The organism is Rummeliibacillus sp. POC4 (genome assembly GCF_003576525.1).
Taxonomy (GTDB): domain Bacteria; phylum Bacillota; class Bacilli; order Bacillales_A; family Planococcaceae; genus Rummeliibacillus.
On sequence record NZ_QWUA01000093.1, the window covers coordinates 1 to 12,248 of the forward strand.

At 34.4% G+C, this 12,248-nt stretch carries 13 protein-coding genes; 10 read left to right on the forward strand and 3 right to left on the reverse strand.

Annotated features, from left to right (window positions below):
- The first annotated feature begins 125 nt into the window (after positions 1-125).
- The 6 genes from D1606_RS16955 to D1606_RS16980 all read left to right on the forward strand — a co-directional run bounded on the left by D1606_RS16955 (position 126) and on the right by D1606_RS16980 (position 6,346).
- A complete protein-coding gene (locus tag D1606_RS16955; RefSeq protein ID WP_119417200.1) occupies positions 126-506 on the forward strand; it encodes a GntR family transcriptional regulator in 381 nt (126 codons plus the stop codon).
- Positions 507-516: 10 nt separating this feature from the next.
- A complete protein-coding gene (locus tag D1606_RS16960) occupies positions 517-1,611 on the forward strand; it encodes a DUF1648 domain-containing protein (RefSeq protein WP_119417201.1) in 1,095 nt (364 codons plus the stop codon).
- Positions 1,612-1,685: 74 nt separating this feature from the next.
- On the forward strand, positions 1,686-2,363 hold the full coding sequence (locus tag D1606_RS16965; protein WP_299515131.1) for a response regulator transcription factor: 678 nt from the start codon (positions 1,686-1,688) through the stop codon (positions 2,361-2,363).
- Positions 2,360-3,733 (forward strand): HAMP domain-containing sensor histidine kinase, encoded by a 1,374-nt coding sequence (locus tag D1606_RS16970; RefSeq protein ID WP_119417203.1) that lies wholly within the window; start codon positions 2,360-2,362, stop codon positions 3,731-3,733. The genes D1606_RS16965 and D1606_RS16970 overlap by 4 nt, the downstream gene beginning before the upstream one ends.
- An 83-nt stretch (positions 3,734-3,816) precedes the next feature.
- On the forward strand, positions 3,817-4,212 hold the full coding sequence (locus tag D1606_RS16975) for a hypothetical protein (RefSeq protein ID WP_119417212.1): 396 nt from the start codon (positions 3,817-3,819) through the stop codon (positions 4,210-4,212).
- 7 nt (positions 4,213-4,219) lie between these two features.
- The gene (locus D1606_RS16980) at positions 4,220-6,346 is read left to right on the forward strand and encodes an MMPL family transporter (RefSeq protein WP_158582418.1); all 2,127 of its coding nucleotides are present in this window, start codon (positions 4,220-4,222) and stop codon (positions 6,344-6,346) included.
- A gap of 75 nt (positions 6,347-6,421) precedes the next feature.
- Here the strand turns inward: D1606_RS16980 and D1606_RS16985 are convergent, their stop codons facing one another.
- Positions 6,422-7,195, reverse strand: a complete 774-nt coding sequence (locus D1606_RS16985; protein ID WP_119417205.1) for a FixH family protein — start codon at positions 7,193-7,195, stop codon at positions 6,422-6,424.
- An 81-nt stretch (positions 7,196-7,276) separates the two neighbouring features.
- Complete coding sequence (locus D1606_RS16990) at positions 7,277-8,167, reverse strand: EamA family transporter (RefSeq protein ID WP_119417206.1); 891 nt, start codon at positions 8,165-8,167, stop codon at positions 7,277-7,279.
- Between the two features lie 151 nt (positions 8,168-8,318).
- Between D1606_RS16990 and D1606_RS16995 the strand changes: the two genes are divergently transcribed.
- Together D1606_RS16995 and D1606_RS17000 are read left to right on the forward strand one after the other, a co-directional pair.
- A complete protein-coding gene (locus D1606_RS16995) occupies positions 8,319-9,011 on the forward strand; it encodes a Crp/Fnr family transcriptional regulator (RefSeq protein ID WP_119417207.1) in 693 nt (230 codons plus the stop codon).
- A 63-nt stretch (positions 9,012-9,074) separates the two neighbouring features.
- On the forward strand, positions 9,075-9,896 hold the full coding sequence (locus D1606_RS17000; RefSeq protein ID WP_119417208.1) for an Rv1352/Rv1906c domain-containing protein: 822 nt from the start codon (positions 9,075-9,077) through the stop codon (positions 9,894-9,896).
- Between the two features lie 166 nt (positions 9,897-10,062).
- On the opposite strand, the gene D1606_RS17005 is transcribed toward D1606_RS17000, so the two are convergent.
- Entirely contained in the window at positions 10,063-10,626 is a 564-nt protein-coding gene (locus tag D1606_RS17005; protein WP_119417209.1) for a GNAT family N-acetyltransferase, read from the reverse strand.
- 201 nt (positions 10,627-10,827) lie between these two features.
- Between D1606_RS17005 and D1606_RS17010 the strand changes: the two genes are divergently transcribed.
- Together D1606_RS17010 and D1606_RS17015 are read left to right on the forward strand one after the other, a co-directional pair.
- Positions 10,828-11,784, forward strand: coding sequence for a carbohydrate kinase family protein (locus D1606_RS17010; RefSeq protein ID WP_119417210.1), 957 nt, complete (start codon positions 10,828-10,830; stop codon positions 11,782-11,784).
- The gene (locus D1606_RS17015) at positions 11,781-12,203 is read left to right on the forward strand and encodes a protein-tyrosine phosphatase family protein (RefSeq protein WP_119417211.1); all 423 of its coding nucleotides are present in this window, start codon (positions 11,781-11,783) and stop codon (positions 12,201-12,203) included. Before D1606_RS17010 ends, D1606_RS17015 begins: the two co-directional genes overlap by 4 nt.
- The last annotated feature ends 45 nt before the right edge of the window (positions 12,204-12,248 follow it).

Genomic DNA, 12,248 nt, shown 5'->3' on the forward strand with positions numbered 1-12,248 from the left:
GCCAATTTCCCTCCTTATCTTACAAATGTAAAATCTTTTATAAAAATCCTACTTCATTTATTTTGTTCTACCTTTTATAGAACAATTTTGTTATACTAACTATATAACAGAAATGGAGGCATTTTATGTTTCTTCAAATTGAACCGTATTCTGATATTCCTATTTATACGCAAATATCACAACAAATTATAGAGGGAATCGCTAATAAAGATATTATCCCTGGGGATTCCTTACCTTCAGTACGTTCCTTAGCAGCAGATCTAGGTGTTAATATGCATACTGTTAATAAAAGCTATCATGAATTAGAGAAAAAGGGCTTAATCACCATCATTCCAAAAATAGGTGCTGTAGTAAATGTAACAAGAGAAGAGGGAGGGGTTAAAGGAGAGCAATTAGATCATATGGAGAAAATGCTACGACCTGTTGTTGCAGAGGGTATTGTTTATGGATTAGGTTTAAGTGAATTTGAACTATTAATTAAAAGGCTAATGAAGACATTACAATAGGGGGATTGTTATGGTTGGATATTGGGTTTCGATTGCAATGCTTAGTTTGTTAGGGGCAATTCAAATTTTTATACCATATATGTTAAAGAGTACGATAGTATTTGGTGTTACAATACCAACATCGCAAATAAAACATGCGACAGTAAATCAAACAAAGAAGACATATAGTGTTGCAATGGCTATTATTTGGTTATTAATGATTGTTAGTTATTCCATTTGGGGATTAAGTATAAACCAAAATGGAGAGCTTCAAATTGTTGTTGGAGTATTCACCATGCTTCTTTTTATATTAATTAGTTTGTTATTCTATACGTATTTTCATCGTAAACTGCAGGTAGAAAAGCAGCAAAAACAATGGGGAGCAGACTTAACTGAAGTTAAAATAGCAAGTACAAATAAGCAAGATGATATGTTGCCACTTTCTTATTTTTGGAGTTTAGCTTTAGTATCAGTGATACTCATTATTTACACATATTATCAATACCCTTTACTACCTCAGCAAGTCCCCACGCATTGGGGTCCAAGTGGAGAGGCTGATGCTTTTACTGAGAAAAATTATTTTTCTGTAATATCTCTGCCTTTAATTATGCTAGTTACACAAATTTTGTTTGCTACAATATCAGAGGGGACAAAGCGTTCGGGAGTTAAGATTAGTGCACTTAATATGCAAAAGTCTGCTTATAATCAGGGTAAAAAAAGACAGTATACTAGTAGGTTTTTGTTTTTAACGGCTTTTTTGATAACCTTATTATTCAGCTTTTTACAGTTGACGACGATACATCATGCCGCCATTGGAAAGAATTTTATGTTGGCTATATTTATAGGCTTTATCGTGCTGACTTTTATGGGGAGTACTATTTTCTCGATTAAATTTAGTAAGTTAAATAAAGAAATTGCCCCCTCCAATATGTCTAATGGTTTGACAGATTTAGATGATGATCGTTATTGGAAGGGTGGATTAGTTTATTTCAATAAAGAGGACCCATCTTTATTTGTAGAAAAAAGATTTGGAATTGGTTGGACGATTAACTTTGCAAGGCCAACGGGCTATATTATACTATTTGGACCAATTCTTATTATTTTTTTCATAGCGTATTTTTTATAAAACTGAGCGAGTGGCTATAGTCCATCTCGTTCTTTCGTTATAATGGAGAAAAAACTAGAAATGAGGCAATGAGAGTGTCAAAAATTTTAATTGTGGATGATGATAAGAATATTTTAGATTTAGTACGTATCCATTTGACACAAGCGGGCTATCAGGTACTAAAAGCAGAAAATGCAGTTCAAGCACTCGGAGTATTAGAAATGGAGATTCCTGATTTAGCAGTAGTAGATGTAATGATGCCAGGAATGAATGGTTATGAGTTAACAAAACGTATAAGAGATCAATTAGATATTCCCGTTTTGCTATTAACTGCAAAAGGAGAACTGGAAGATAAAGAAAAGGGCTTTTTGTCTGGTTCAGATGATTATATGGTAAAACCATTTGAGCCTAAAGAGTTATTATTCCGTATTGCAGCCATTTTACGACGCTACGATAAACCAAGCGAGACAATTCTTCGAGTTGGTTCGATGACGATAAATAGAAAAAGTTATGAAGTATCTGTAGGACAAAGTATATTATTGATGCCGCTCAAAGAATTTGAAGTTTTAGCATTGCTTGCTACTCGTCCGAATCAGGTGTTTGAAAGAGCAGATATTATGGAGAAGATATGGGGCTATGATTACGATGGGGATGAACAAACATTAAATACACATATCAAGCGAATTCGTGAAAGGTTGGCTAAGTTTGCTACAGGTGTAGAAATTGTAACAGTTCGTGGAGTCGGTTATAAGTTAGAGGTGCAGGGCCAATGAAGTCTTTGTATAGTAAGTTTTTACTTGCAACTATTCTCATTATGATTTTCAGCTCATTAGCAGGATTTTTACTTACGAACACGTATTATCATCAAGTTACGAAGTCAAAGAATGATGCTAAAAATGTAACAATTGCACAATCTGTTATCCAACATATTAATGAGGTGCAGGACCTTAATTTAGACCATTATCTACAAACACTTGGGGATGTAGGATATCAAATTTATCTAGTTAATGAAAATGGTGATTCAAAATTTTATGGAGGAGATTATCGAGTAAAGGATTTAACGGACTCTACTGTTCAACAAGTGTTGAATGGGGAGATTTATCATGGTATGCGAGATTTCCCGAAAGAAACATTTGTAACAGGATTCTTTGCTAATCATTTGTCCAATACAGTAGGGGTTTCATTTCAATATCATCATAAACGCTATGCAATGTTTTTAAGACCAGATATAAAGTTACTTTTCAATGAAGTACATACAATTATGGGTGGATGGACAATATTTATGGGGTTAATTAGTCTAGCAGCCATGTTGTTATTTGCAAAGCTTTTGATCAAACCAATTACAGAGTTGACGGAAGCAACAAAGCGCATTGCTAATGAACGATTTGATACGCCCTTAAAAATTGAGAGTAAAGATGAAATTGGTCAGCTCGCAACAAGTTTTAATACAATGATGGGGCAATTACAAGAAAATGATCAAATACGAAAGGAATTTATTAGTAATGTTTCTCATGACTTTCAGTCGCCGTTATTAAATATTCAAGGATATGCAGGATTATTGGTATCAGAAAATATTACTGATGAGGAACGCAGGGATTATGTTTCTATCATTCAATCTGAAACACATCGATTATCGACATTAACGAAACAGTTATTATTATTAACTTCTCTTGACCAATCTTCACGTAAAATGGAGAGAAAAATATATGCACTTGATGAGCAGATGAAAAGGACGATTCAAAAATATCGATGGTGGTTGGAAGAAGAAGGCATTAATCTATCTATGACACTTGAACCTACACTGATTAATGCTGATGCAGGCTTATTAGAAAATGTCTGGGAAAATTTATTGACCAATGCGATTAAATATAACAAGGAAAATGGAGATATTCAAGTAGTATTAACATCAACCAATCAAGAAGTTACTGTTCAAATTCAAGATACAGGTATTGGCATGAGCGATACAACAAAAGAACAATCATTTCAACGTTTTTTCCGTGCAGATGATTCTCGTACAAAGGATGGGACAGGTCTTGGCTTAGCAATTGTTGAGCAAATTGTTAAAATTCATGGAGGCAACATCCAGGTGGAAACTCAATTAGGGATAGGAACAGTTTTCACCATAATCCTTCCAAAATTGTAATGTGAAGTTCATATAGAGTTCATATAGACAGTTTATATTTACACCATAGAAAGAAATTCTGAAATCTATGGAGGTAGAACATGCTGGAAAGAAAATGGGGTATACGATTAATCCGTTTGGCTGCCATTTTTGGCTTAGTCGGCGCATATTTAGGGTCACATATGGCTGGATCAGGGAGCTATCAATTTCGTCCAATTCATGCACATATTTTAGTAGTTGGTTGGCTTTCTGTATTTGCATGGGGGATTTTCTACAGTCTCTTTAAGATTAAATCAGCTAAATTAGTCGTTGTACATGGTTGGACAGCAATAATTGGTTCAATTGGCTTGACTATGGGCATGTGGTTTAACACATTAAAGCCATTTGGTATTAATGATACATTTGCGTTAGTTTTTTATATAGTAGGCGGTACTGTTTTGTTAATAAGCTTTGGGCTATTTATCCTTACAACATTTATGATTGATTCTAATAGAAAGTAGGATAATGATGAAAATTTTTAAAGAGAAAAAAAGATGGTTTGCTATTCTATTGATTTGGATTATCGCTGCTGCAGCGTTGTCCGGGATGGCACCTCATGCAAAAGAAGTAACATCACCAAATAAAAACTCAGGTCTTCCTGAAACAGATGCATCAATCCAAGCTGAAAAAGCTTTAAAAGAATATTTTCCTTCATCTGAGGGTGTTCCCTTGTTTGTCGTTGTTCATGACAAGGATGGATTGAAGGAACAAGATGTAAATAAGGCAATGATGAATATTGAAAAGGTTATGACAAATGCAAATAAAGATTTTACCGTTGTGCCTCTTTCAAAAATGCCGGAACAAGCACGTGCTTCCTTCTTCTCAAAGGATAATACCACATTCTTTTTACCAGTATTATTCCCTAAAGGTATGGAAAACAAGGTTGTAAAAGCAACAATGGATGACTTAAAAAAACAAGTTGCTAAAGAACAACCATCTAATTTAAAAACCTATTTTACGGGTCCTGCTGGTATCGTAGCAGATACGTATGAGATGTTCTCTAAGGCAGATGTGGTATTAATATTAGGTACAGTTGCTTTAATATTTGTTATTTTAATTGTTATTTACCGTTCACCGTTGCTTTCATTTATTCCTTTAATCGGTGCGGGTATAGCCTATTCTGTTGTAGATCGCTTATTAGGATTGATGGGGAAAGCAGATTGGTTTGCAATTGATAGTCAATCGTTATCTATTATGATGATTCTATTATTTGCAGTTATCACTGATTACTCATTATTATTATTTTCACGTTTCCGTGAAGAGCTTGAAAAAGGCTTACATGTCAATGAAGCAATGAAAAACGCATTGAACTTTGTAAAAGAGCCAATCGTATTTAGTGGCGGTACAGTATTTCTAAGTATGCTAACATTATTCTTTGCTGTATACGAATCATACCGTGGTTTTGCACCAGTATTTGCAGTAGCAGTTGCTTTAATGCTTGTTGCGGGTTTAACTTTAATGCCAGCTTTGTTTGCGATTGCAGGTGAGAAATCATTCTGGCCATCTAATCCACGTAAGCGCGCTATAAAACGTGCAGGTAAAGAAAACTTTTGGCACAAGCTTGGTCACTTTGTTACTGAAAAACCATGGCTTGCGATGATGCCGATTATTGTTATCTTAGTGATTTTTGCCTCTATGATTAGACATGTAAATTATTCATTTAACTTATTGGACTCTTTCCCAAAAGAAATGTCCTCTATTCAAGGGTATAACGTATTAAATGATGCATTTTCTGCAGGGGAAATTGCTCCAAGTACAGTCATTATAAAAGCAAAAGATGATTTAACTAATAAACAATTAACGTCATTAGTAGATAAATTGAATGATCAAAAGAGCGTGAATAAGGCTGAAATTCAAGGAAATCCATATGCTGATAATCATCAAAATGTAGCAAAGATTAATCTTGTTTTAAACAATAACCCTTATACAGAAAAAGCCTTTGATGATCTTGAAAAGTTAAGAAAAGATTCAAATCAGATTTTACATGATAGTCATATTAATGACGCAAATATGCTAATAGCTGGTGAAACGGCTCAAAATGCAGATATTCGTGCAGCAAGTCATGGTGATGAAATACGCATCATTATTTTAATGACAGTATTAATCATGGTAATGCTTGGCATACAAACTCGTTCGCTTTTAGCGCCAGTATATATGATGGCAACTATTCTATTATCATATGGAGCGGCACTTGGATTTACTGTATTCTTCTTCCAAGACTTACTTGGCCATTCCGGAATCAGTTATCGTATTCCACTTTACACATTTGTATTTTTAGTAGCGCTTGGTGTGGATTATTCTATTATGTTAATCTCGCGAATTCGTGAAGAGAAAGTACATTTACCGATTAAAGATGCTGTACGTGAGGGAGTAGGTAAAACAGGGGGCGTTATTTCTTCTGCAGGTTTGATCTTAGCAGCGACATTTGCCGTGTTAATCACACAACCGGTTATGGAGCTTCGGGCATTCGGTTTTGCAGTAGCAGTTGGGGTGCTTGTCGATACATTCCTTGTGCGTCCAATCGTCATTCCGGCTTTAATCGTTATTCTGGGCAAGTTTAGTTTTTGGCCAAAAAAATTAAAACATGATGCATAGTTTAAAAAGTATAGAAAGGCCTGTATGGATAAATTTCTCCATACAGGCTTTATTTGATTGATTTAGTAAAAAATTTTACTTTACGAGAAAGTTTTTCACTTCATGACTATGAAGGCCATCATCATTTTCAACATGCAATTTTAATTGATATTTTCCAGCTTGGCTGAAGGTATATTTTGCTTCATATGTACCTTTGGATGTTTCATTTAAAGTAATCCAAGTTGGTTTACCATCGTCAAATTGAGGAAGGACTTGGTAGTGTACGCTTGCACCTGATAATACTTTATCATCATGTTTTAAAGATACATTAAGCTTTACTTCCGAATCTTTTTTTACCGAATGCTTGTGGTTGTAAGTAATCGCTACATCATGATGGTGTTCATGTTCCTCTGTAGTAGATTTAACAGAAGTATTTTGAGTCGCATGTTCTGATTTTGTAGGGGCATTGTCTACTTCTATTTCAGTGTTTGGCATTACATGGTTGCCGTCCTTTGCAGAGACGTGAGCAGTAATATTATACTTTCCAGCATCTTGTACTTTATAAGTGGCAACATATGAATTATCCATAAGTTTAGCTGCTATCATTTTGTCGAAATTAGTTTTGCTATTTTCAATTTCAAATGCCACATCTTTTGCATCTGTAAATGCTTTACTTTCTTTAGTCACAGTTACTTTCAGTACAACTTTGTCTCCAACTTTAGCCGTATCTGGAACCGTTAATGTGGCTTTTAAAGGTGCTTCTTCTTTTTTACTATCATTTGTTGCATGGTTATTGTGATCATTATTATTACAAGCTACAAGAGCTATTGAAGTAGTCAATGCTATAAATAACATAATCATTTTTTTCATATTAAAAAAACTCCCTTCTTATGACAATAATCATTGTAACAAAAGGATAAAGGGAGTTTGCGAAATAAGTGTGAAATTCTGCTATTTAGTTGAATTTTTTTGTAAAATTGTCGGTAATACCATACCAAATAACACCAATATAATACCACCTACTTGAAGCATTGTTAGTTTTTCGTGAAGAACTATGACAGAGGCAATAATGGCTACTGGTAGTTCAGTTGCACTTAAAATAGATGCTACTCCTCCACCGACTTTAGGAACAGAAATGGTGAAGAGTAGGATTGGTAATATAATACCAAAGAAGCCTAGGGCGAGACCGAAGTATAATAGCTCAGAGGCAAATAGTTTCCCATTAATTATTATTTCTGGTGTTTGGAAAATGCATACTATTAGCATGGCGAAGAATGCCATAATCGTCATACGACCAATCTTCGATACTCCCTCAACTGGTTTGGAATTGAATTGCATGAAGCAAGCAAAACTAAGAGCTGATGCAAAACCAAATAACCACCCACGTATATCGAGTCCACTTAAATCTGCATCTAAGATACCTGCTGCAAGAATTGTTCCAGCTACTAAGAAGACAAGAGATAATAACTCAATACGTGTAGGACGTCTACGATGGATGATGCAATCTAAAAAGAGGCCAATCCATGTAAATTGAAATAGCATAACAACTGCTAGTGAAGCAGGCAAATAGTGAACAGCCTGTCCATATACAATTCCTGTATTTCCAGTAAGTAAACCGGAAATCATAATTATTAAAAAGCCTTTACCAGTAAGCTTTGGTAAAGTGCGTTGTGTAATAATAAATAGCAAGAATGCTAGTAAAAAACCAATCACATATTGACTTGTAACGGCTTCGTTCGTTTCAAAGCCTCGACCCATCGCAACTTTTATAATTGTTGATAAAATCCCATATGAGCTTGATCCAATCACGATAAGCAATGGGTATATGAAATTTTTGTTCATAAGTTGACACTCCAGTTGTAAAAAATCTCAAAGAAGAATTATATCACAAAAAATTCATTTGTTCGCTAAAACATAATTGTCCTTTGCTTTTATCATCATAACAAGGACATTTATAACGAAAAAGGACATATGTCCAAAAGGAAGATTATAGATGAAAATTATCGAAGACACGTCACTACTTCATAGAAAATTAATTGAATATAAGTTTCAGCAGATTTTTGGAGATGTTGATGCACGACCATTTTCACTTCTAAGCTACAAAGAAGGGGAAATCATATTGCACGAGGGAGTTGAGTTGCAATCTTTACTTTACTTAGTTGAGGGGAAGATAAAAGCAACATCAAGTGTAGAAACTGGAAAGTCCCTATTATTACGTTTTAGTAGACCTCTAGCTATAATAGGAGATTTGGAATTGGTTCGGCATGTGCCGGTCCAATCGCAAATTACAGCTGTCACAGATTGTTTTTGCATCTCGTTACCATTCGATTATATATATAACTTTGAAATGAATAACCCACTATTTTTACAGGATCTTTTAAAACATTTAAGTTATAAATTACAAACGAGTACTACAGCTTCTCGGGTTAATTTATTAGCCTCAGTAGAAAACCGTTTTGCGAGCTATTTATTGTCTATAACTGCACCTAATAATGAGTTTGGTTTAGAATTAAAAACAACAAATATAAGTGAAATTGCAGATTTACTCGGAACAACACATCGTCATCTAAATCGTGTTATTCGAGATTTATGTGAACGTAAAATTATTAAAAAGGATCGTAAAGTTATACGGATATTAAATGAGATGCAATTAAAAGAACTTTCACAAGGTATTCGATATGAATAACGATAGTATTATTCTATCTTTTATATTAAAATTAAGCATAATAATATTAAAGGTAGGTAAAAAATGAGAAAAAATATCATATCGTTATTAACTCTAGTTTTTTCTATTGCATTTGTTTTTGGAAACGAACTTGATGCATCAGCAGCTACGTCACTATCTAAACCTGTCATTACGGTAAAGGCAACAGGTACAACAAAGATCAAAATTTCTTATAAGAAGGTAAAAGGTGCAACTTCATATCGCATTTACCGTGCAACTTCAAAAAACGGTAAGTATAAACGCATCATTTCAACGAAAAGTACATCCTATACAAATAGTAAGTTAAAATCTTCTTTTAGATATTACTATAAAGTTCGTGCTTTAAAAAAATCAGGAAAGAAAACTTATTATAGTAAATATTCAACTGTGAAATCTACAAAAACACTTATTCCATATGCAAAATACGCAGGTTCATATAAAGTAGGGAAAGATATCTCTGCTGGAGAGTACATGATTTTTGGTAAAGATGTATACTATGAAATTTCAAAACAACCATCCAATTTCGATGCGATTTTGACAAATGATTTTGTGTACAATCAAGCGTATGTCCGTTTATCAGTTGGACAATACTTTAAGCTATCTGATTACGGTACAGGAGCGTACTTTATCCCTTCTTCAAAAGTAAAGCATACACTTGCTACATCTGTTAAAAAGCCAGGTATGTATAAAATAGGCGCAGATCTAAAAGCTGGTACGCACAAAATCTCATTTGGTAGCTATTATGAAGTCATCAATAATTCTTCAATTTTAGATATGGAAGCTCTTGAGTATAATGGAGAAATTAATGGAACAGAGTATGTAAAAGTGAAAAACGGACAGTTTTTAAAGATTAATCCATCTTATTAAATAAGTATTTGTGGATATATGTTAAATATCTTTACAAATTGCTAGAATTATAAAAAAGATCACTATAAAAATGTAATAAAGATGACTTCAATATATTCGTGAAGTCATCTTTTTTGAGTGGAAAAATGGAGAGGCTATTCGTCTCCATCTTTATTGAACTAAATAACTAAATACCTTTTACCATATGATCAAATTCTTCTCCAATAATCATCCAGGGTTCTGAGAATACAAATCCCATTTTCTCATATAAATGTCGAGCACGTACTTTTTGCTTTTCAACACTCAAGGATACTTTTTGGTAACCTTTTTCTTTAGCAATATGATCAGCGTATTGTAATAGTGTAGTGCCAACTCCATGTCCACGGTATTGCTTTGCGGTGCAAATTGTATCAATGTAGAATTCATCTTCACGGGCTTCAACTTCAATAGTTTGAACTCGAGCACCTTTAGCAGCTAACCATGTTTCTAAGTTTTTATCTAAAAGGGGTGCTTCATCACCGCCATAAACCACCATAATTCCAGCAACTCCACCATTTATTTCAGCAATATATGTGTTTTTATAAGAGTGTCTGTTATCTGTACGTGTAAATAGCTCTTCTAGTGAATTGAGAATAGCTTTTGGTTCATCTTCACCTGTAAGACGATTCGCAATTTCATCAATAGCTTCTACGATTAAAGGTGCAACAAATGGTGCGTCAGCTAACTTAGCTTCTCTTACATTAATATCCATATTTATCAATCTCCTTCAGGATAAGTATAGCAGAGGGCATAAAGTTCTGCTGGAAATAGGATTTTTTTGATTTGTAGAATGTGAAAAAAGTATCTTTTTTCATTTCTTATGATGTAATACCTAAATTATTTCATAAGTTACTTTTGCGTTGTCAGACTTCATGGTACGATAGAAGGAAGATATGTGTGAAGGAGTTTGTAAATGTTAGAGTCCAAAAAAGAATTCGTTCTCGTCTACGGGGATGCATTTGTTGATTTTATAGCTAATGATACTACGAATACAACGTTTACCAAGTTTTTAGGTGGGGCAACAGTGAATGTTGCTGCAGGTATTAGTCGAATAGGTGCACCTGCTGCACTGATTACTTTAACCGGAGATGACGAAACATCTGAATTTGTCCGTCATGAACTAGACAATGAAGGCGTTATTATGGATTATGCCAAAATTATTCCAGAAAAACGTGTTAGTGGAGTTCATGTTCATTTAACTGAGAGACATGAGCGTATTTTTACAAATTATATTGATGATACACCGGATCTTCAAGTAGAAAGTGGGCATTTGCAAGAAGAAGCTTTCCAACGTGCTTCTATTTTTAATTTTTGCTCTAATACAATGTTCCATCCAACTGCTTTAGAAACTACCAAAAAAGCGGTTGCTCTTGCCAAAAAACATCAAGTATTAGTTGCGATGGATGCTAATATTCGCCCCTTACGATGGGAAAGCCCACAAATTTGTCATGATACAATTGCTACTTTCTTAAAAGATGCTGATTTATTAAAATTAGCAGATGAAGAATTATTCTTTTTAACACAATCCAATACATTAGAAGAGGGCATTCATGCTTTAAAGAGATTTGATATTCCATTAATCATGGTGACAGTTGGTGATAAAGGTGCATATGTAATCTTTAATGATGAGATGAAACATGTACCTTCTATTAAAATAGAATGTGTTGATACAACTGGTGCGGGGGATGCTTTTATGGCAGGTATACTTCGCCAAGTTCACTTATATGGCATGCCAAAAACAATGGACGAAGCTTTTAACTATGTACGTTTTGCTAACCAATTGGGTGCATGTGCTGCAACAAAAGCAGGTGCGATAACAGCAATGCCTCATTATGAAGAAATTAAAGAATTACTTCACGAAGGAGAATGAAATCGGTGAAAAACTATCAGGAATTAGTTAATAACCAGATTTTCTTTGGAGGAGCTGCTGACGTAGAAGAAGCAATTGCCAATGAACAGATTGATATTGTAATAGATCTACGAGTTGCAGAGCCAGAAAAAGTGGGATATACAAGAGTCCACGCTCCAATTGCTGATAAAGAGGTAGATATAGTTCCATCAATTCAAAATGCAGTTAATGAAGTGATGAAAGCATATCATGATGGGAAGAAGGTCTTTTTCCATTGTGGGAGTGGAAGCGGCAGAGCAGGTACGATAGCTACGGCAACATTATTAGAATTAGGACAAGCAAAAACGGTGGAAGCGGCAGAGCAAAAAGCAAAGGCTATCCGTTCAAAAGTTAATGTCCGTGAACCCCTGAAAAAAGCATTAAAAGAAATTTACGAATAAATCAATGAAAGAGTAGCTCCTAATTAGGAGCTACTCTTTAGTTTT